This window comes from Marinomonas sp. S3726, from assembly GCF_000967665.1.
In the GTDB taxonomy this organism is placed as follows: domain Bacteria; phylum Pseudomonadota; class Gammaproteobacteria; order Pseudomonadales; family Marinomonadaceae; genus Marinomonas.
Genome location: NZ_JXYC01000030.1, coordinates 1 through 19,990, shown reverse-complemented (window position 1 = coordinate 19,990; position 19,990 = coordinate 1). Strand labels below are relative to the sequence as shown.

Here is a 19,990-nt window from a genome sequence, read left to right as displayed (position 1 = left end):
AGTTGCAGGCCTAGTTATAATCGATTATAGATTTTCTATTTCATTCAATAGTTTACGAGCTTCTCTATTACCACTTTCTTTGGCCTGATTTAACCACATAATTGCTTTTTCAGAATTCTGTGTTGCTCCTTGGCCAAGATAGTAGAGTTTACCTAATTGGTACTCGGCAAAACCATCTCTCCCATTTGCTGCTTTTAAATACCACTTAAGGGCAAGCGCAAAGTTTTTATCTGTACCCTCTGAGAGGCGGTAAGCTTCGGCAACGTATAAATAAGCCTCTTCATAGTCTTGTTCAGCTACTTTCTTGTACCAATAAAAAGCTTTAGCTAAATCTTTTTCTGTTCCATTACCATAGTGGTAATTTTTAGCTGTGATAAAACCAGATTTTAAATGTCCTTGCTTTGCTGCTTCTTTAAACCAGTATGCAGACTTTAAATCGTCACGTTTTATTCCTTCACTATATCTATAGCTTTCGCCAAGTCTATATTGTGCTTCTCTGTCACCTTTATTAGCGGCTTTTTGGAACCAGTAAAATGCTTGTGATTTGTTTTGAGGGTGGATGTGGCCAAAATAATAGTACTTACCTAAATATAGTTGCGCTTGTGTATCGTGTTGTGTTGCTGCTTGTCGAAACCAATAAAGCGCTCTTTCCATATCTTTTTTCACACCCTGGCCCCAATATAGTTGATAACCAACTTCTGATTGAGCTTTGGCTAGTTCTAAGTCGGCCGACTTTTTGAACCAATTAAATGCTAGGGTTTGGTTTGTGCTAAAACCACCATTTACATAGCAGTTTCCAGTAGAATACATGGCTTGGCTTTGAACTTCTTTAGAATAGAAATTGCTACTTTCTGCCGCTTTTTTAAAGAGTTTACAGGCTTCATACTTACTTTGGATTGTGACTTCTATTTCATTTTTACATTGAGCTCTCATATATGTAGCTTCTGGCGTGTTTTTTAAACTATCACTGTCAGCCTTATCACAAATTCTTTCTTTAAGTTTTTTAAGCTGGGCTTCAGATAAATCTTCATCGCTGGATGCTTTGATGACGAGACTTTCAATTGACTTTAATGTTTTATACGCTTTTATGTCACTTTTTGCTTTGTTTACATAGGTATCATTCATTGAGTTTGTTGCACAGCCTGCAAGCATTAAAGATACTATTGCAGCGCAATAACTGAGTTTCATAATTTATCCTTGGTTTTTGGAGGTGTATTCCTTTCTAGCTCTTGTAAAAATGCTAGAGCTTTTGAGTTTCCATTATCTGCTGAAAGTTGTAACCACTTTATAGCTTCTTGTTTGTCTTTTTCTACACCTTTTCCTAAGTAATAAGCGTTTCCTAGGTAATAATAAGCGTCAACAAACTCATCTATGGCAGCTCTTTCAAACCAATAAAAAGCATGTTCAAAATCTTGCTCTAAGACATCTCCATTTTGATAGGCTTTACCCATTTCAAATTCGGCTTCATCGTTACCCTGATCCGCTGCTTTTTTATACCAATAAATGGATTTCTTTAAATCATATAGCGTTATTCCATCATTTGAGTAGATTTTTGCAAGAGCAAGCTGAGCATCTTCATCACTTGTCACTGCATAGCGTTTAAGTGTGTTGAAAGCCAATTGAGGGTTTTCTTTTACATAGTTAACTTGGCCACTCTCAATTTCTTCAAGATATTTAATTGCTAGCGTATCGTTTTGTTGGGCTGCTTTTTTAACCCAAAATAGTGCAAGTTCGATACTTTCTTCGCCATGTAAATTGTGTTTAAAGCATCCTGAATAGTCTCTTTGGGCGCTAGCGAGGCCTAGGTGCGCCGACTCTTGGAATAATTTACATGCTTTTATGTTATCTGCTTCTCTACCTTGGCCAAAATAAAAGCAATTGCCATAGCTGTGTATTGATTCTGGGTCTTTTTTAAAAGCCAATGTTTCGTATATATCACAGGCTTTCTTCTGATTCTGTTTTTTTTCAAACCCATAAAAATAGTCATCTGCTAATAGGTATTGTTCACGGATTTGTTTTTCTACTTCGCTAACAGGCTTAAGAGAATCCTTATACCTGTTAACATATTTATCGTTAAGTGAATTTGATTGGCATGCTACTAGAGTCATACCAATCAATAGCAATATTAGAGGTTTAAACATATTATTCCCTGTTTAAGAACTACAAAATTAATCTGATCTTAAAAGGGTAACTCATTGTTTATATTTAAATAAATATAAACCTAAATTATTTAACTTTAATATTATGCTAATTATAAAATTAGCTCTGCCTCTCCAATATCTGAGAAGGAAACTTTAACCCTATCTCCTGCGTTCGCACTAGGGTAGCCGCTCCATGTTCCTGTGGTGAGCCAGCTGCCTTTAAGGATGTCATAACCACGTAAATTTGCTTCTTTAATAAAACCATAAACTAAGCTGATTGGATCTTCTTGCGGGTGAGAGCCCTTATCAAGTACAACTTCTTTATCGTTAATGCTAAGCACAAAACCTTGTTGGCTAAAGTTGATAGGATTATGGGCATCAAAGGGAACCCCTGTTCCTAAAATAAGTGCACCATTCATTTGATTATCAGCAAGGTGTAAGTTTTCAGCTGCGGTTTGCCAATCTAAAAGACGACTGTCTAGTACTTCGATAGCCACGCACATTTGATCTAGGCTATTTAAAACAGATTCTTCAGTGACATTGCTTGCTTGCTCAGGCTTAGCAAGAAAGTCTTGGTTAATTCGAAAAGCCAATTCTGCTTCCACATGAAGCGCATTAAAGGTGTTATTCGAAAAATCTGCAGGGCTTTGCTGGTATAACTTATTGGCGATAGGAGCGCAAAAACTTCTTTGGTTAGAAAGTAAGCCCGTTTTCCAAAATTTAGGGGTAGCATCTAACTTTTCAATGGTCATTTGCTGTACTTGATAGGCTTGTTCAAGTGTTAAATCGCCAGCATCTAGCTTGACACTCGTCTGTGTTTGATAAGCCTGAAAAAGGCTTTCAGCGAGCTTTACACACTTGATGTCTGATCTTGTATTGTTAGACGTCGTCATTATTGATTTCTCTCTTGTTGGCGCTGTTTCAATAAATTATCAAGCCAATTAGGGTCCATTTGCGGCACGCTGGATAACAGTTTTTTAGTATATTCGTGATAAGGTGGGGCAAATAAAACATCTGTTTTTTCTTGCTCGACAACCTTGCCCTGGAGCATAACGACGACTTCGTCAGCAATTGCCTTAACGGTTGATAGGTCATGAGTAATAAAGAGGTAAGTAATATTTAAGCTTTTTTGTAGACGGTCTAGCAGGTTTAAAATACCTTCTGATACGACCTGATCTAAAGCCGAAGTGACTTCATCACAAATAATAAATTCAGGTTCAGCTGCTAGCGCTCGAGCAATCGAAACGCGTTGTTTCTGTCCACCCGATAATTCCCCTGGTAAACGAGAAATATACTTATCTGGATCAAGGTCAACTTGGGCTAATAATGCCTTAATTCTGGCCTGTTTCTTTTCGCCTTTAAGGCCAAGATAAAAGTCTAATGGTCTACCGATAATTTGCCCTATGGTTTGTTTCGGGTTCAACGCCGTGTCCGCCATTTGATATATCATTTGTACATGACGCAAGGTCTCTTTATCACGTTTTTTATAATTAAACGGCAGCGGTTTGTTGTTAAATAAAATCTCGCCTTCACTTGCAGCTAATAAACCGGTTAGCACCCTTGCCGTGGTTGATTTCCCTGAGCCTGATTCACCGACAACAGCCAGAGTTTGACCACGTTTTACATTGATATTGATGTCATGTAAGACGTTTTGTGTACCATTACCATAGCTTGCACTGATATTTTTAAGTTGCAGAATATAATCGTCTTCAACACTTTGTTGTTTGGCTTCACGATTGATGTTTCTGACCGCCCACAACGTCTTGGTATAGTCTTCTTTTGGGGCACTTAACATGGTTTTTGTATCTGCAATTTCTACCGTGTTGCCATCTTTTAATACTTGAATTCTATCGGCCATTTGCGCCACAACCGCCAAGTCATGGGTGATATAAATAGCGGCGGTTTTATATTCTCTTACTATGTCTCTAATCGCTGATAACACTTCAATTTGAGTGGTAACATCAAGCGCCGTAGTTGGTTCGTCAAATATAATCAGGTCAGGTTTACATGACATGGCCATAGCGGTCATGGCTCTTTGAAGCTGACCACCAGAAATTTGGTGCGGATAGCGAAAGCCAATTAAATCTGGAGTCGGTAAGTTAAGTTTTCTATAAAGCTCTATCGCTTCTTTCTTTGCACTTTCACTGCTCATCAAGCCATGTTTAATCGGTGCTTCTGAATATTGCTTGATAAGGCTGCTAGCAGGATTAAATGATGCTGCTGCGGATTGCGCAACATAGGCAATTCTTGCGCCCCTTAAGCTTTGCTTTTGCTTTTCACTGGCTTGCATTAAATCAATGCCATCAAACTTAATTTCACCCTCTGTGAGCTTACAGCCATTTCTAGCAAAGCCCATGGCGGCAAGTCCGATACTGGATTTACCTGCACCAGATTCACCAATTAAGCCCAGTATTTCACCTGCTTTTAGATCCAGATCGACCCCATGGACAATTTCACCCCAACCAGAGTCGAGTAAGGCTGAAATTTTTAATCCACGAATAGTTAGCAGAGAGTCAGCTTGAGTATCTTGTTTAACGGTTTCGCTTGTTAGATGTTCTTCACATATTGTCATCTCATCTCTCCTTAATTATTCGTCTTTTAGGCCGCTGGCATTATGAAGTTTCCAATCCACAACAAAGTTGATGGCAATAGTAAGTAATGCAATTGCGCTGGCTGGAATTAAGGGGGTAATGTCGCCAAAAGTAATCAAGGTGGCATTATCTCTTACCATAGAACCCCAATCGGCAAGCGGAGGTTGGGTGCCAAGACCTAGGAAGGAGAGGGCAGAAATAAAGAGAAATACAAAGCAAAACCTCAAGCCAAACTCGGCAATTAAAGGTGAACTGATATTCGGCAAGACTTCATATCGAATAATCCACCATAGGCCTTCACCGCGATACCTTGCGGCTTCAACATAATCCATCACCACGACTGTTTGAGCGACAGAGCGTGCTAAACGGAACACTCGGGTAGAGTCTAAGGTCGCAATAACTAGAATTAATGAGCTGGTGGAAGTTCCAACAATAGTCAGTATTAGTAGTGCAAAAATCAATGACGGAATGGCCATTAGGACATCCACAGCACGTGATAATAATTGATCGACAATACCGCCCATGACAGCAGCGACTATGCCCAGCAAGCCACCGACGAAAAACGCGAGAATAGTCGTCGCAAGCGCGATACCTACGGTATTTCGTGCACCATAAATAATGCGACTAAACATGTCTCTGCCAAGGCTGTCAGTACCTAAAAGGTATGAACTGCTCCAAGGTTCGAAAGCGTTGCCTAAAATCTCGGTTTCGCCATAAGGTGCGATCCAAGGGGCAAATACCATGGCAATTAGATAAAGGCAGATAATAAGAATACCAAACTGAGCACTGAAAGGTGCTGTGCGTAAGGAGGATAAAAAGGTAAACATACAGGGCTCCTAACGAGGGTTCAACAAGCGTGGGTTACTTAAAATCGATAAAATATCGGCAATTAAGTTAAGTAAGATAAAGGTGCCAGCAAAGATAAGGCTCGCTGCTTGAACAACACTAATGTCACGCTTAGAAACAGAGTCCACTAATAATTGACCTAGACCTGGATAAACAAACACCACTTCAACCACTACAACACCGACCACTAAGTAAGCTAGATTAAGGGCAATAACATTAATAATGGGGGCTAGGGCATTTGGTAATGCGTGAAAAATAATGACTCTTGCAGGAGACATGCCTTTCATCCGAGCCATCTCCACATAGGGGCTTGCTAACACATTGATAATGGATGCTCTTGTCATTCTCATCATGTGCGCTACAACAACAAGAGTCAGAGTGATTGCCGGTAGCATGGTGCGATACAACTGTTCAGATAACGGCATGCTGTTTGAAATATTAGCTAAAGAAGGAAACACGCTGTTATTGACGCTTAAGAGGAGGATGAGGATATAAGCGACGAAAAACTCGGGAAATGAAATTGACGATAAGGTGGTGATATTCGCAATGCGATCAAACCAAGAGTTGCGATAAAGGGCGGCTAAAATGCCTAGAGTCAATGCCAAGGGTACTGCAATAATGGCTGCGTATGCGGCAAGAAATAAGGTATTTGAAAAGCGATCAGACAATAAATCCGATATCGCTCGACCATTGGCAAGAGAATGACCAAAGTCACCTTGAATCATATTGGTTAACCAGGACACATAGCGGCTAATAGCGGGTTTATCTAGTCCTAGTTCGTGGCGAAAAGCGGCGATGGTTTCTGGTGTTGCGGATTGACCAAGTACTTCTTGCGCTAGATCACCCGGAAGAATTTCGACCGCAGAAAATATGATTAATGACACGACAAATAAGGTAATTATACCTAGACCTAGTCGTTTTAATGTCATGAGAAGAATACTGTTCATAGGATGCTCTTTCCATCTCTTTAAATTGCTTTAATTGCCTATCCCGTTACAAACTCATGGTATAGGTATGAAAAAAGAGGCCTGAAAAAAATTACCTAACAGGCCCGGAGTAAGAGACGTTTAAATAGGGAGTGAACATGTGTCAGATGATGTGATTATTTGACACACAGGGAATATTAAGGTTTAAGAAATCCACCAGCGTTCCATGAATCTAAGACCATCAAGGTTCCAGTTAGAGGCGGTTTGTCCATGCTGTACCTTGTCATTCATTGCCAATACATAGTTACCAAACATTGGGATTATGGTGCTGCCTTCATCGTGTACTAGTTGTTGCATGTCAAAGTACATTTCGCGGCGTCTTTCTTGGTTAAGTTCTGAGCGAGCGGCTACCAATAGTTGGTTGAACTTCTCGTGCGACCAACGAGATTCATTCCAGCTTACCCCGTCAGCATAGGCGGTAGTAAACATCCAATCGGCTGTTGGGCGTCCACCCCAATAACTGGCGCAGAAAGGCTTTTTCAACCAAACGTTAGACCAGTAGCCATCGTTAGGTTCACGAACGACCTCTATATTGATACCGGCTTTAGCACTGGTTTCAGAAAATAAAACACCGCCATTAACTGTGTCATTCCCCCAAGCACTTTCCGCCAAGTTAAGCTGAATATCGAGCTTTTGGAGACCTGCTTTTTTGAGGTAAAAACGTGATTTGTCCGCGTCGTATTCTCTTTGCTTAAGTTCATTGTTGAAAAATTGCATAGAGGGGGCAATCGGATGATCATTACCCACGGTGCCATAGCCTTTTAGTATCTTGTCGACCATTTCTTGACGATCGATTGCATACTTAAGTGCTTGTCTTACATTGTTATCTTTGTAAGGTGCCACATCAGATAACATAGGTAAGGTATAGTGTTTAGTGCCTGTTGTTTGCTCTACTCTCAAACCTTTTCGACGTTTTAATAGGTGAAGTGTTTTAAGATCAGGACGGTCTATAAGGTCAACTTCACCCGTTGTTAAAGCATTCAGTCTCGCGGCAGGGTCTGAAATTAAGATGATTTCAATTTCATCTAGATGAGCTCTGTCTTCTTTCCAATAGTTTTCATTTCTTTGGTAGTGAGCACGAACACCGGGTTCAAACTGCTTCACTTTATAAGCTCCCGTACCATTCATACTGGTGAAGTCGATACCATCGCCTTTGGCTGGGTGTATAACTAAGTTGTATTGGCTAAAAATGAATGGGAAATCAGCATTACCACCAGCAAGCTGGATTTCTATCATGTACTTACCTAAAGCCCTAATACTTGTGATATCGGCTAATAAGGGCTTAGCGCTGGATTTCGATTGCTCGCCTCTATGGTGATTGATTGAAGCGATAACATCGGTGGCAGCAAGTTCTTTGCCATTATGAAAAGAGACCCCTTGGCGTAATTCAAACAGCCAAGTTTTAGCGTCTGGTGTCGCATCCCACCTTAGCGCAAGTTCAGGAACCAAAGATCCATCTGGTGCAATTTCAGTTAGGTTATTAAAGACACCATAAGCATAGGTGAACATAAAGTCATTATTAAAAGTCGCTGGATCAGTTGAATCTGAAGTCGCTCCCTGGGTGAACCCCACTCTTAATGTGCCACCTTTTTTAGCAGGCATAGCCATCAGGTTAGTAGACATCATTGAGCTGGCACCTAGGGCTGCACCCGTTACTAAAGAGCCAGACAAAAAGCGGCGTCTATCAATTGGTTTGTTTAAGGTATTTGCATGATTTAGAGTTTTAATTTTATTCATGTTGTGAAGCCTCAGTGATTTACTTTTGTTTTAAACTCGCCTGATAAACAAGCCTGTTTTTAATACTTAATGTATTTTTTCTGCTTATAACTTGTCTTTTCGTCCATTGGGTGTGAAATTTTGGCCCAAAAAAATCATGGCTTTCGGTGATAAGGCATGTGTCTCAGAGCTTGCCTTATTAATCGAAAACCATGACCTTGTATGAAGTAAGCGCTAAAATGCCAAGGTGATAGCCTTTGTCGTACAATAATTGTCTAGGGCAACTAATCCTTTTTCACGTCCTATACCTGAATGCTTGTTACCGCCAAAAGGAACTTCTATTCCACCTGCCCAGTAGTTATTTATTGTGACTTGGCCAGAGTCGATACCTTGTGCAGCTGTGAGTGCTTGATCAATGTTCTGGCTATAGACACCTGCAGCTAAGGCAAAATTAGTACAGTTAGCGGCTTCGATTGCTTCATCTAAGCCATCGACAACTTGTACTGTCAGTACTGGGCCGAATATCTCGTCTTGCACTAATTCATCATCCATAGGCACATCGTCCATAATGGTGGGTGCGAAGAACCAGCCACCGCTCTTTGTCTCAAGTTTATGACCGCCACAGGCAATTTGAATACCACGCTGTTTTGCTCTTTTAATAAAACCATCAATCTTATCGAGCTGCTGGGCTGAGTTAATCGCACCATAGTTTGGATTTTCCAGTGCATGGGCAGGGATGAGTTGTTTGGATTTTTCGACAATCAGTTCAACCAAGTCTTTATGAATGCTTTTATCTACCACAAGACGTGAACCTGCAGAGCAAATTTGACCTGCATTATAAAAAATGGCCCAAAGAACGCCTTCGGCGGTTTTTTCTAGGTCGCAATCCGCTAAGGCGAGAATAGGGGATTTACCGCCGAGTTCTAAAGTGACGCTATTTATATTAGTTGCCGCGGCTTGCATCACACTGATGCCGGTTGCGACTGAACCTGTGAAGGTAATATGGTGCACATCTTTATGGTTTACTAAGTTAGACCCTGCCTCTTTTCCAAGCCCAGGAATCACGTTATAAACCCCGTCTGGTAAACCTGCCGCTTGAAAAATATCTGCCATCATAAGTGCGGTTAACGGTGTGGTTTCAGCTGGTTTAACCACAGCAGTACAACCTGCAGCAAGTGCTGGAGCCACGCCGCGAATAGTGGTGCTTAATGGAAAGTTCCAAGGAATAATATGTGCGGTGACACCGCAAGGCTCTTTAGTTGAAAAGGAGAAGTTGCCTTGACCTAATGGGTAACTTCTCCCTTCAAGCTTATCGGCACTGCCAGCATAATAACGCAATGTTGCTATCGCGCTTGATACATCTCCTTGTGCTTCAGCCAACGGCTTACCTGAATCTAGTGCTTCAACCACACTAAAAAGATCGGCTTTCTCTTCTAATAAAGTGGCTGCTTTATTGAGGATCGCTGCTCGAACGCTACCTTTGGTCGGTTTCCATACCTGCTTAAATGCTTGGTTGGCACTGCTGATAGCAAGCTCAACATCGCTTGTCTGAGCAGCGCTGACATGAGTAAAGGTCTTAGCAGAACTTGGATCATTGATGGCAAGCTTGGCGTCACCTTCAGCGGCTTGCCATTGGCCATTGATATAAAGCTTGGTTGGCAAGTTCGCTAGCGTACCTGTGCTAAAGTATTCTTGGATAAGCTCAGAACAAGATGTAGTCATCATACTTCTCTCTAAATAGGGTATAAGTTTAAAAACGAGATGCGTTATAGCTTACCTGATAATCTGCATTCGCAAGCCATTGACTGTCCATTTCTATGCCCCAGCCAGGTGCTTTAGATAAGTTTAATTGTCCCTTTTCAATCTCAAAATTGGGGGTGAACAAACCCGTTTGCCAAGGGTAATAATCAAGGCCTTCGATTGAGTACTCTAGGTATTTGCCTGCATTTGGCATTGCAGCCATTAAATGGGCTGAAAATAAGGTCACTAATGACAGATTGGCTGCATGTAAGGTACAAGGGATTTGTTTTTCTTGTGCCATCTTGGCCACTTCTAAGGTTCGGGTAATACCGCCCATGTAACAGACATCAGGTTGGACAATATCGACAATGTCTTGGTCTATGATTTGGCGCCAAACATTGATGTTGTTATCTTGCTCACCACCTGACACATCTAACTTCAGTGCTTGGGTTACTTGTTTGGTTTGATCTAGCTCCCAGTAAGGGCAAGGTTCTTCAAAGTGACTGATGCCATAATCTTGTAGCATATGACCGATTTCGATGGCTTTTTCAGCACTAAAGGCGCTGTTTGCATCGACTAATAAAGTTACCTCGTCTCCTAAACTTTGGCGAATATGTTTGATAATTGCTTCAGTTCGACCAGGCCATTGGTCGATATCGTGACCACATTCGCGGCCAATACGAAATTTAAAACTGTGATATCCAAACGCTTCTTTAAGGGCTATAAAACGTTCTGCTTCTTGTTCTGGGGTAATATCGCGACGCATGCTTGAAGCGTAAACATCGACTTTATCTGCTTCGCTTCCGAGTAGTTGCGCAACACTCTTACCCGCTATCTTGCCCTTTATATCCCAGAGTGCAGTATCTAAACCGCATAAAGCACGATAGAGATAAGTACCTGGGAACTTATGCTCACGCTCTAAAATAAGTTGAGTCAGAGCATTAAGGTCACTGGCATCTTGTCCTAATGCATGGGGAGCAATGTGTCGATGAACGACTTTAGCGGTAATGTCAGCGTTATAAGTTGAGACTTGCCCCCATCCTTCATGGCCTTCAACCGTTCTGACGCGAACAAAGCAAACATACTCATTAGTAAAGGTTTCTATGCTGGCAATTTTCATCATGCTCTTTCTATAAATTGTTAGGTTGAAGTCATTATGTGCTGAGCTTGTGATTAAAAACAAATGAAGTATTATGCCTCTAAGAGGTGGTTTTATTTGTCGGTAGGGCGCGAAACCAGATCAAATGATGACGTGATGAGTAATAGGAAGTGGTATGGATTATCAATTACCCCCATTAAATTGGTTAAGGGCTTTTGAAACGGCTGCTAGGTATAACAACTTTACCTTGGCCTCTAAAGAATTAAATTTAACCTCAGCGGCAGTGAGTCATCAGGTTAGATCCTTAGAGCAACACCTTGGTTTTCAATTATTTGAACGCTTAGCAAGAAGTTTAAAGCTAACGGATAAGGGGCGAGCCTATTTGCCTTCGGTGCGCAGAGCATTTGAAGATTTGTCCGCTTCCACCATAGGCTTATTTGGAAGTAAGGGTAGGCAATCAATCAGTGTGCGCTGTACTGCCGCTTTTTCTATGCTCTGGTTAGTTCCTAGGTTGAACGACTTCATGCAAAAATACCCCAATATTGATGTTCGCCTTTACACTGCAATTTGGACCGAAGCCTTAAGTCAAGATGATATAGATATAGATATTCGTTTTGGCGATGGTAATTGGCCAGGTTTTAATTCCCAAGAAATTCTGCACCTTCCTTCTGTTGTTGTCGCAACCGAAGAAAGTAAGGAGAGGGTGCTAAATATGGCAATGAAACGCGATAAAAATTTGCCCCATGATTTAAGGTGCGTGCAAATAATGGGCTGTGAAGGGCGTTGGCAAAAAATCATTGAAGAGAAATTAAACGGTATAAATATTGGTGTGACTTTAACGGTTGATACTTCCTTAAGTGCTTTGAAATTGGCTTGCTGCGGAATGGGGGTGGCATTAGTGCAAGAGATATATGCCGAACCTTATCTTAAAGATGGCCGTTTAGTAAAAGTATTCGATGAAGGGATTTATTATGATGAATCTCATTACATCTTAATGCCGGACAGAGAAATGCGAGCTAAACCAGAAAGCTTGTTGTTTAAAAACTGGTTACTAGAGCAAAGTCGTTAATGTTTTTAGCTGGCATAAAGGAGGGCAGAAATTAAACTCCCTCCACTGCCTAAATAGTCAAAAAAAGATACATTGTTCCACCTAAAGAACTAGTGGAAAAATGTTCTTATTAGGGCATGACATAGGGACCCTTCTTATCAGACAAGAAAATATCCTAAGCATCAGCCAAAATTAAATCAGCTGCTTTTTCGCCAACCATAATTGCTGCTGCGTTGGTATTGCCAGAGACAATAGAAGGGAAGATAGAAGCATCTGCCACTCTTAATTGTTGCATGCCATGTACCTTAAGCTCATGGTTAACTACACTCTCTTTTGGGTCTGGCCCCATGCGACAAGTGCTGGTTGGATGGAAGCAGGTCCAAGCATAGCCTCGAATATCCTCAATAAGTTCTTCATCAGATTGACAGTTAGGGCCGGGCCTTAGCTCATCAATAATAATATCTTTCAAGGCTGGAGTATTCGCAAGCTCTCTTAAGTACTTTACCCCAGCTAATAAGGTGTCGACATCTTCCTTTGTCGATAAATAATTAGGTTTAATTTGAGGGGCTTCTAAAGGGTCTTTAGAACGGATATTGATATAACCTCTTGATGTTGGTTGGCAATTGGTTAGACCCACTAAAAAAGCAGAAAAAGGGTCAGGGTTCATTAGTGGTCGCGTTCCTGCTGGAGCTTTGGTATAGCTTACTGGGGAGAAGTAAAGTTGAATGTCCGGTTGTTTCAAGGTTGGGTTTGTTTTAATAAAGCCACCTCCTTGGTTAATACTTAAGCTTAAAGGGCCGCGACGGGTTAAAACATATTTAATTCCTGCCTTTAACTTACCCTGCCACGAATGTAGCTCATCATTTAAGGTAGGCTTTTTACTGCGGTAAAGGTAATCCATACCGAGGTGATCTTGCAGATGCTGCCCCACTGCTGGACTCTCTTGCACTAGTTCAATGTCATGTTGTTTTAAAAGCTCAATAGGGCCTATGCCAGAGAGTTGTAATAATTGTGGGCTATTGATAGCGCCACCAGAAAGGATGACTTCTTTATTCGCAAATAATGTTTTCAGTTTACCTTTGTGCTGATATTCAACTCCAATGGCTTTGTTGCCTTCACAGAGAATTTTAGTGGCTTGTGCATGAGTCATTAAAGAGACGTTGGGTCGCTTTAATGCAGGGTATAAAAAGGCCTTGGCAGTGGATTGACGAAAACCTTTATGAGTAGTGGTCTGATAAAGCCCTATGCCTTCTTGCTCTGCACCATTAAAGTTTAGATTCTCTGCTAGGCCTAACTGTTTGCCTGCATTGATAAAATGGCTGCAAAGAGGGTGTAAATCCCCGGATACATCTGCCACATGAAGCGGGCCCTTACCACCACGAAATTCATTTTCACCCAGTTGGTTAGTTTCAGATCGTTTAAAGTAAGGTAATACATCTTGATACCCCCAGCCAGGGTTACCAGCAGCTTCCCATGCATCAAAATCGGCTTTGTGGCCACGGATATAGACCATGGCATTAATGGAACTTGAGCCGCCTAAGACTTTTCCTCTTGGCCAATAACTTTGACGATTATTTGTGCCTTCATCAGCATCGGCCATGTACATCCAATTAACGGATTTTTGATAATAGGTTTTACCATAGCCTATTGGGACTTGAATCCAAAAACGTTTATCACTGCCACCTGCTTCAAGTACTAAAACAGAATATTTACCCGATTCGCTTAATCTATTTGCGAGCACACAACCAGCAGAACCAGCGCCAATAATCACATAATCAAAGTCTTGCATACATACCCTCTTTACGGCGGAAGCAAGCGCTATAGCCTGCCTTTTAAACGCAAATATAGATCAAATTAAAAATTGGTTTCAAACAAAATTTAACCTAATTTAATTAAGGGGTTGTTTTATTTGCCTTGTGGTGTTGTTAAATTTGTTGTCTGTGGGTAGGTGCAAAAAAAAGCGCCCCTTAGGCGCTTTTTGTGAATTTGTCATAATGAGAAATTTAAATTCTTTTAAGCTAATTATGCTGACTGATGACTTAGCCAAGAAAGAATATCCTCTAGAATCTCAGTGCGATTCGTTTCGTTTAAAAGCTCGTGACGAGCATCAGTGTAAAGCTTAAAAGTTACTTTCTCTTGGCCTGCTTTTCGATAGCTTTGGGCCAGTTTAGTTAGCCCTTTGCCCATTAATCCGACAGGATCTTTATCTCCTCCAATAATTATAATGGGAAGATCCATTTGAATTTTTTTGAGGCTGTCTGGTTGAAAAAGTTGAGTTAAAGCGGTTAAAAAATCTTGCCATAAGCTGATGGAGCAAGCAAAGCCGCAAAGGCTATCATCAACATATTTATCAACTTCTTTTGTATCTCGACTGAGCCAATCATACTCTGTTCTGGTGGGCTTAAAGTGATTGTTGAAGGAACCGAAAGATAAGAATTGCAGCAGTTTACTGGGCTTATCAGAACCAAGGCGCATGGCTTCAATATTGGCAACTAATTTACCTGCCTGACTCATAAAGGTATTTTGTTGGTTCGAGGCGCTTAACATTAGTCCATCTATCGGCTTGGCGTTGCCGATCAAATAAGATTGAGCGATAAAAGATCCCATACTATGGCCAAAAATATAATAAGGCAGCTTAGTCTCTTCTGTGCAAATTGCTTCTCTGACTGTTTCTAAATCAATTAATACTTTTTGCCAGCCATCCTGTTCTGCAAATTGGCCTAAAACCGTGGTTTTACTTGTACCATGGCCTCTATGATTGTGAGCAAGGACATTATAACCTTCTTCCACAAGCGCTTGAGCGAAAGTGTCATAGCGTTTGGCATGCTCAGCCATTCCATGAAAAATATGTACCCAAGCCTTTGCATTTTCAGAGGGCCAAATGAAAGCTTGAATCTCATGACCATCTTGGGCCTTTATTATTTTTTCTATCATGTGAGTGCTCATCAATAGGGGATGCTTAGGACGACACCATCCTAATTTGAAAGCATTTATCTAAATTAGATATACCATAAGAAAAAACTAAAGGCTGTTAAAACAATTGCTTGTGCTTGAGTATCTGATATTCATTGAGGTAATAAATAAACCTTAATCATCATAATAAGGCTTAGGTTTTTTTATCTGTTGTGTTTTGGTCTCAGTATAATATTGGCTATATTCCTGTTGTAAAAGTTTATCTACTAGAAAGGTTAATTTTTCAAATGCCTGATCTTGATTGCTGGCTTTGATGTAAATATCTATGGCGTTATTTGTTTTTACTGCGTTTAGTTCTAACTCGCTTTTAGTGTACGAGGTTTTGTTGAGGTATTTATGATCAGAGTATGCATACTCTGTGTCGTCTGGGGATTGGTAAGTAAAACCAAAACTATAACCAGAATGCGTTTGGGAACCACTAAAAGAGCAAGAGGTTCTACCTTCATCTTGGTTAGATATGTCTGCTGGATCTTTATCCAATAGATTCATAAAAGCAATAATCGAAAGTTGCTCGCACAATGTCGAAAACTCTAACGTTTTTGCGGCTTTTAGTTTGAATTCTTCATCTGTACTTAGGCTAAATGTTTGATGTTGAACAGAGCTACAACCAAGGAAAGTAATGGTGCTAACAACTAGGGCAAATTTAATCATACTTGAAAATACCTTTTAAACACTCTCTTTTAAAGGTAGATCATAAGTTGTGGAAATTGCGGTTTTTCTTAGCTTTTTAACATTAATTTGATAGGGTTTTAATCGAACTAATGTTTTGCTTGGTTAATAAGCTTTTCGTTCAATAGTATCTCATCTGCATTTAGCGTATTTATCGGTGTGCTGATATCTGAAGATATTTGCCCATGAACCTGCAAAGACACATAACGCATAGCACATACTCTTAAAAATGAAGTGAAGTTTCCCATATCATGGCCGGCATCAATTGACTCATGGTATAGACGAGTAATCATTTGTGGAACTTGAAGATCGTCTCGTTTGGCAATTTCTTCTAGAATTCCCCAGAAGCTATTTTCTAAACGAATACTCGTAACCATACCATCAATTCGAAGCGAGCGTGTCGAACTTTGCCAGAGCTGGCTATCGGCTTGAATAAAAAGTTTGCACATGATTCTAACCTTATTTGTAAATTATGAGTCTAACGAGTATAACAACGCTTTAAAGCATACTATGAAATGCTTTAAAGCGTTTTTATGTGACGTATTTTTCGCGTATTCCTATCGCTTAGTTGGCTTCAAGTAAAAGGTAGAATTGTTTTAGCCATTCAGGGTGAGCAGGCCAAGCTGGGGCTGTAACAAGGTTGCCTTGAGTGATAGCTTGATCCACGTCTATATCTGCATAAATGCCTTTGCTGGCTTCTACTTCATAGCGACAAGCGGGGTAAGCTGAGCACTGTCTTCCTTCTAAAACACCGGCAGCAGATAGTAATTGTGCTCCATGGCAAATGGCTGCAACGGGTTTATCTTCGATGAAAAAATGATGCACCATCTTGATGACTTCGGGATTAAGCCTTAAGTATTCAGGTGCGCGTCCGCCTGGAATGACTAATGCGTTATAGCTTTCTACTTTTACTTCTGCAAAAGAGGCGTTTAAAACAAAGTTATGTCCAGGTTTCTCGGTATAGGTTTGATCTCCTTCGAAATCGTGTATAGCAGTACGAATACTGTCACCTGCCACTTTATCTGGGCAAACAGCATCAACCTGATAACCATTAGCGAGTAATGCTTGAAATGGCACCATGGTTTCGTAGTCTTCGGTAAAATCACCAGTGATCATAAGGATTTTTTTATTATTCATTGTCTTTCCTATCGTCAGTTTGATTACGGTAGGTTAGTTGTAACAATAAATAATCGATTTAAGGTATTAGCGGGTTAATACAAGCGAAAAAGCTGACTTTATATTTCGTCTTTTAACCCTTTAGGTAGAAATCCTTCCATTGCTTCTGTTTGCATAAAGGAAGAGGCAAGACGTTGTTTTTGTTGAGCTAATTTAATGAGAGGTGCACGGCTTTCATCTACTTGGCAATTATGTTCACTGATGAGACGTTTACCTTCTTCATTTAATTTGTCTTCATGGATTTTTCGTGTGTTGATGGAAAAGTCACCGATTGCCTGAATGTTATTATTACGACTAAAGCGCCTAAAACCGTTAAAGCTAAAATGTTCTTCTACGTATCTATCGCTTAAATTCACTAAACACTGCATGACTTCATATAGCAATTCGTTAATACAGGCCTTATTTAGGACTAGAGTACATTCAATTCCATGTAGTTCTGCGAACTCAATTTGAGGGTCTTGAGCGGCATTGCCTATATGGAAAATAATATCGATAAGAAACTTTCCATTTCGGCGAGTGCACATGTCTAAGCATTCAATGCGGGTTTGATCAAAGCTGAGTCTTTCAAAGGTCTGATTGATGACATTCATATCAAAGTCAGCATCTGGATCCATACTTAGGTCAAATAGCTCTGCATATTGTGCCATTAAAGGTAGGTCGTGATGGCTGTTAAAAGGTGTGCTAACGCTCTTGCCATCTTCTGCTTTTAAGCTGAAAAGCTCTCGAATTTCATGTTCCCGAGTTTTCTTAAGGGCCAAAAAAACAGTTTGTACTATCTCTGAAGTAGGTAGATTAACTTCCACACGCCATTTACGGCCATAAACAATTTTCTTGCTTCTGTCTGGGACCTTCTTCTCATAGTTCTCCCTGCCAATAATACCTACTTGAATGAAAAGACCTTGCTCATCTTCAGCGCAGAAAATAGGGAAGGCTTTATCAAAGCTTATTTTGCCTAGTAAATGCTCAACACTCTCCAGACTATGACTGTATCCATAAAAATGCTGAGGGACACAGGTCTGTCCATTAGGAAGATCTACCACAGGGGCGGAAATAAGACAGTACTCACCTAGTGCAAGATGAGCTTGAATGTCCATTTGGCTAAGGGATGTATTTTGAGTTTTATTAACCAATGAGTTATTCACTTTTTTAGTCATAGTATGAGAGGGATAGAGATATTTACTTAGCTTAATGCGCGATATTTAAGCGGGATTAGATGGTTAATAACGGTACTTAATGGGACAAAGTTATAGTTTCTAACCTTTGAACACATTTTAGCCTCAAATGAGAATTTAGTCACCTCTAGAGTGAGGTTTGTAGAATTTAGAATTTTAGCTGCTCATCAGTATCTAGCCACTACACGAGATTGACGCGGCTATACCTAGCCGCGCTTCGCTACTTACACTGACCGTGCGGATGATCTTCAGATCCTGCTAGAATTCTTTCTAAGCGATCAAGTTTATTTTTCTTAGCAGTATCTATGCCTTCGTCTCCAAAAATACAACGTAATTGACCTATCATAATTTCAACGTCGGCTATTTCCCCAAGTATTTCATTAGTGTTGTCTCTACCTTGAATAAAGCAGCGATTTAATTCAGCAATTAATTCGCCCATCTCACCCATTGCCATGACGGCTTGGGTTGTCGCCCCCCAATTTTTTAACGCTTGTTCATATATTTTTCTTTCTAACATAATTATTTCCCCACCCAATTTTGTAAGGCTGTTCTTTTATCTTCCCCCATTCCACTATGCAAATTCGCGTTATGCCCTGCTAGGCGGCCTTCAATACGCGCGCTATGGTCTTCTTTTTTAATTTTATGCTCCTTGCTTTTAAGCTCCTCTGTTTTGCCGTGTTGCAACTTGATGTACTGATCAACTAATTCCTCTTGTTTATCTGTAAGTGCAAACTTCATCACTTTAGCGTAAACAGCTGAAACCCAAGCCTCAGCAAAGAGGTCTGCCTTTCGAATTTTATTAGCCCTCTTATAACGTGACAGAGTGCCCATATAATTTTTACGATCTTTTATTAACTGACGATATAAGACTTCATAACAATAGGTTGCAATTTCAGGTTGAGAGTCAAAACCAATAAACTCTATATCAGTTCCTTTATAGCTAGGGTGGTAGATTGGTTTAACCGCAAAAGCATAAGCAACCGTTGATACCAGTATATGATGATAGCGCGGTGGCTTTTGACTTTTTCCCGCACCAGAAAAATGTGAGTTAACATCAGATAAATCAATAGCGGATTGATTTACTCCATGCTTTTCCATGAGTATTTGCGCTTGGCGTAAAGCCGTTGCGGCTTCGTTTCCACTTGATGATTTAGCTAGTGCTAGGCACTTTTTAATCTTATCTAAAATACGGTTATCACTCATTTTCTTGATCTTCCTCACTCATCACTAATTCATCTTTCTGTTCATTTTCTATCGTAGCCCAGCATTTTGGGCAGTAATGAAAGTGCCCATTATCGGGATCTTCACACCAATTTCTAAACGATATTTCAGATGCAAGACTATCTGGATCATGCACCTCTAACGTGTTACAGCATCCGTATGCGTCACAATCAATTAGTACTCTTGCTGACATTATCTTTCTCCTGCTTTTTAAGTATTTTGTAGATGGTTCTAATATGTACGTTATGTCTAATCGCAAGCTGTCCGTGGTTGTTTCCCGTAAACTCAGAAGTGACTTTTTTACGGATGTCTTGCGATGCTTTTTTGATATTTTTTGGTACGTAGAGATGTAAGCCTTGCCAGCGTTTTGCGAACGCATCAGCGCTAACTAGAGCCTGCTGTTTTGCCTTTGCTGGATCGATTCCCGCTTCGGTCAATTCCTTTGTAATATGTAATGTTAAATCCTCTAAAAATTCACTGCGTTGTGCGTCCATTTTAGACATAACAGCCGCCTACGCCTCATCAAGAGCCATAAGTGAATCGATGATGTTTTTTAGGGTTTTACGATTACGCTGCCAGCCTTTTTTTAATCGAGAAGAATGCTTTTCTTCA

At 40.4% G+C, this 19,990-nt stretch carries 20 protein-coding genes and 1 other RNA gene; 1 reads left to right on the top strand and 20 read right to left on the bottom strand.

Annotation, left to right across the window (positions count from 1 at the left end; genetic code table 11):
* Positions 1-24 precede the first annotated feature (24 nt).
* The 9 genes from TW85_RS20315 to TW85_RS20275 form a co-directional block, all read right to left on the bottom strand.
* Entirely contained in the window at positions 25-1,188 is a 1,164-nt protein-coding gene (locus TW85_RS20315) for a tetratricopeptide repeat protein (RefSeq protein WP_046018983.1), read from the bottom strand.
* Entirely contained in the window at positions 1,185-2,141 is a 957-nt protein-coding gene (locus tag TW85_RS20310) for a tetratricopeptide repeat protein (RefSeq protein WP_046018982.1), read from the bottom strand. The genes TW85_RS20315 and TW85_RS20310 overlap by 4 nt, the downstream gene beginning before the upstream one ends.
* Before the next feature lie 110 nt (positions 2,142-2,251).
* Positions 2,252-3,034, bottom strand: coding sequence for a fumarylacetoacetate hydrolase family protein (locus TW85_RS20305; RefSeq protein ID WP_046018981.1), 783 nt, complete (start codon positions 3,032-3,034; stop codon positions 2,252-2,254).
* Positions 3,034-4,713, bottom strand: a complete 1,680-nt coding sequence (locus TW85_RS20300; RefSeq protein ID WP_046018980.1) for an ABC transporter ATP-binding protein — start codon at positions 4,711-4,713, stop codon at positions 3,034-3,036. The genes TW85_RS20305 and TW85_RS20300 overlap by 1 nt, the downstream gene beginning before the upstream one ends.
* Before the next feature lie 15 nt (positions 4,714-4,728).
* A complete protein-coding gene (locus TW85_RS20295) occupies positions 4,729-5,559 on the bottom strand; it encodes an ABC transporter permease (protein ID WP_046018979.1) in 831 nt (276 codons plus the stop codon).
* A 9-nt stretch (positions 5,560-5,568) separates the two neighbouring features.
* On the bottom strand, positions 5,569-6,525 hold the full coding sequence (locus tag TW85_RS20290; RefSeq protein ID WP_046018978.1) for an ABC transporter permease: 957 nt from the start codon (positions 6,523-6,525) through the stop codon (positions 5,569-5,571).
* Between the two features lie 183 nt (positions 6,526-6,708).
* A complete protein-coding gene (locus TW85_RS20285; RefSeq protein ID WP_046018977.1) occupies positions 6,709-8,301 on the bottom strand; it encodes an ABC transporter substrate-binding protein in 1,593 nt (530 codons plus the stop codon).
* Between the two features lie 213 nt (positions 8,302-8,514).
* The gene (locus TW85_RS20280) at positions 8,515-10,005 is read right to left on the bottom strand and encodes an aldehyde dehydrogenase family protein (RefSeq protein ID WP_084616449.1); all 1,491 of its coding nucleotides are present in this window, start codon (positions 10,003-10,005) and stop codon (positions 8,515-8,517) included.
* A 25-nt stretch (positions 10,006-10,030) separates the two neighbouring features.
* Positions 10,031-11,143: a mandelate racemase/muconate lactonizing enzyme family protein gene (locus TW85_RS20275; RefSeq protein ID WP_238326271.1), complete on the bottom strand. Its 1,113-nt coding sequence runs from the start codon at positions 11,141-11,143 to the stop codon at positions 10,031-10,033.
* A gap of 151 nt (positions 11,144-11,294) precedes the next feature.
* Between TW85_RS20275 and TW85_RS20270 the strand changes: the two genes are divergently transcribed.
* Positions 11,295-12,188, top strand: coding sequence for a LysR substrate-binding domain-containing protein (locus TW85_RS20270; protein WP_046018975.1), 894 nt, complete (start codon positions 11,295-11,297; stop codon positions 12,186-12,188).
* A gap of 154 nt (positions 12,189-12,342) precedes the next feature.
* Here the strand turns inward: TW85_RS20270 and TW85_RS20265 are convergent, their stop codons facing one another.
* The 11 genes from TW85_RS20265 to TW85_RS25685 form a co-directional block, all read right to left on the bottom strand.
* A complete protein-coding gene (locus TW85_RS20265; protein ID WP_046018974.1) occupies positions 12,343-13,956 on the bottom strand; it encodes a GMC family oxidoreductase N-terminal domain-containing protein in 1,614 nt (537 codons plus the stop codon).
* Between the two features lie 233 nt (positions 13,957-14,189).
* Positions 14,190-15,101, bottom strand: coding sequence for an alpha/beta hydrolase (locus tag TW85_RS20260; protein WP_046019014.1), 912 nt, complete (start codon positions 15,099-15,101; stop codon positions 14,190-14,192).
* Between the two features lie 153 nt (positions 15,102-15,254).
* Positions 15,255-15,791: a hypothetical protein gene (locus tag TW85_RS20255; protein WP_046018973.1), complete on the bottom strand. Its 537-nt coding sequence runs from the start codon at positions 15,789-15,791 to the stop codon at positions 15,255-15,257.
* Between the two features lie 107 nt (positions 15,792-15,898).
* Positions 15,899-16,258 carry a ribbon-helix-helix domain-containing protein gene (locus tag TW85_RS20250; protein ID WP_046018972.1) on the bottom strand — a complete coding sequence of 120 codons (360 nt, stop codon included), beginning with the start codon at positions 16,256-16,258 and terminating at the stop codon, positions 15,899-15,901.
* 115 nt (positions 16,259-16,373) lie between these two features.
* Entirely contained in the window at positions 16,374-16,946 is a 573-nt protein-coding gene (locus TW85_RS20245) for a DJ-1/PfpI family protein (protein WP_046018971.1), read from the bottom strand.
* Positions 16,947-17,044: 98 nt separating this feature from the next.
* Complete coding sequence (locus tag TW85_RS20240; protein WP_157196994.1) at positions 17,045-18,127, bottom strand: hypothetical protein; 1,083 nt, start codon at positions 18,125-18,127, stop codon at positions 17,045-17,047.
* A 184-nt stretch (positions 18,128-18,311) separates the two neighbouring features.
* An RNA gene (locus tag TW85_RS25860) (hammerhead ribozyme type II) lies at positions 18,312-18,380 on the bottom strand.
* On the bottom strand, positions 18,378-18,674 hold the full coding sequence (locus TW85_RS20235; protein ID WP_046018969.1) for a hypothetical protein: 297 nt from the start codon (positions 18,672-18,674) through the stop codon (positions 18,378-18,380). Before TW85_RS20235 ends, TW85_RS25860 begins: the two co-directional genes overlap by 3 nt.
* A gap of 2 nt (positions 18,675-18,676) precedes the next feature.
* Positions 18,677-19,360 (bottom strand): DUF2786 domain-containing protein, encoded by a 684-nt coding sequence (locus TW85_RS20230; RefSeq protein ID WP_052702334.1) that lies wholly within the window; start codon positions 19,358-19,360, stop codon positions 18,677-18,679.
* The gene (locus tag TW85_RS20225) at positions 19,353-19,571 is read right to left on the bottom strand and encodes a hypothetical protein (protein ID WP_046018968.1); all 219 of its coding nucleotides are present in this window, start codon (positions 19,569-19,571) and stop codon (positions 19,353-19,355) included. Before TW85_RS20225 ends, TW85_RS20230 begins: the two co-directional genes overlap by 8 nt.
* Positions 19,549-19,881 (bottom strand): Mor transcription activator family protein, encoded by a 333-nt coding sequence (locus TW85_RS25685; RefSeq protein ID WP_052702333.1) that lies wholly within the window; start codon positions 19,879-19,881, stop codon positions 19,549-19,551. Before TW85_RS25685 ends, TW85_RS20225 begins: the two co-directional genes overlap by 23 nt.
* Positions 19,882-19,990: the final 109 nt, after the last annotated feature.

Coding starts and splice junctions, on each gene's coding strand:
- TW85_RS20305 (WP_046018981.1), bottom strand. CDS start 3,034: ATGACGACGTCTAACAATACAAGATCAGACATCAAGTGTGTAAAGCTC.
- TW85_RS20225 (WP_046018968.1), bottom strand. CDS start 19,571: ATGTCAGCAAGAGTACTAATTGATTGTGACGCATACGGATGCTGTAAC.
- TW85_RS20250 (WP_046018972.1), bottom strand. CDS start 16,258: ATGTGCAAACTTTTTATTCAAGCCGATAGCCAGCTCTGGCAAAGTTCG.
- TW85_RS20285 (WP_046018977.1), bottom strand. CDS start 8,301: ATGAATAAAATTAAAACTCTAAATCATGCAAATACCTTAAACAAACCA.
- TW85_RS20315 (WP_046018983.1), bottom strand. CDS start 1,188: ATGAAACTCAGTTATTGCGCTGCAATAGTATCTTTAATGCTTGCAGGC.
- TW85_RS20300 (WP_046018980.1), bottom strand. CDS start 4,713: ATGACAATATGTGAAGAACATCTAACAAGCGAAACCGTTAAACAAGAT.
- TW85_RS20290 (WP_046018978.1), bottom strand. CDS start 6,525: ATGAACAGTATTCTTCTCATGACATTAAAACGACTAGGTCTAGGTATA.
- TW85_RS20255 (WP_046018973.1), bottom strand. CDS start 15,791: ATGATTAAATTTGCCCTAGTTGTTAGCACCATTACTTTCCTTGGTTGT.
- TW85_RS20280 (WP_084616449.1), bottom strand. CDS start 10,005: ATGATGACTACATCTTGTTCTGAGCTTATCCAAGAATACTTTAGCACA.
- TW85_RS25685 (WP_052702333.1), bottom strand. CDS start 19,881: ATGTCTAAAATGGACGCACAACGCAGTGAATTTTTAGAGGATTTAACA.
- TW85_RS20295 (WP_046018979.1), bottom strand. CDS start 5,559: ATGTTTACCTTTTTATCCTCCTTACGCACAGCACCTTTCAGTGCTCAG.
- TW85_RS20270 (WP_046018975.1), top strand. CDS start 11,295: ATGGATTATCAATTACCCCCATTAAATTGGTTAAGGGCTTTTGAAACG.
- TW85_RS20230 (WP_052702334.1), bottom strand. CDS start 19,360: ATGAGTGATAACCGTATTTTAGATAAGATTAAAAAGTGCCTAGCACTA.
- TW85_RS20235 (WP_046018969.1), bottom strand. CDS start 18,674: ATGTTAGAAAGAAAAATATATGAACAAGCGTTAAAAAATTGGGGGGCG.
- TW85_RS20265 (WP_046018974.1), bottom strand. CDS start 13,956: ATGCAAGACTTTGATTATGTGATTATTGGCGCTGGTTCTGCTGGTTGT.
- TW85_RS20260 (WP_046019014.1), bottom strand. CDS start 15,101: ATGATAGAAAAAATAATAAAGGCCCAAGATGGTCATGAGATTCAAGCT.
- TW85_RS20310 (WP_046018982.1), bottom strand. CDS start 2,141: ATGTTTAAACCTCTAATATTGCTATTGATTGGTATGACTCTAGTAGCA.
- TW85_RS20275 (WP_238326271.1), bottom strand. CDS start 11,143: ATGATGAAAATTGCCAGCATAGAAACCTTTACTAATGAGTATGTTTGC.
- TW85_RS20245 (WP_046018971.1), bottom strand. CDS start 16,946: ATGAATAATAAAAAAATCCTTATGATCACTGGTGATTTTACCGAAGAC.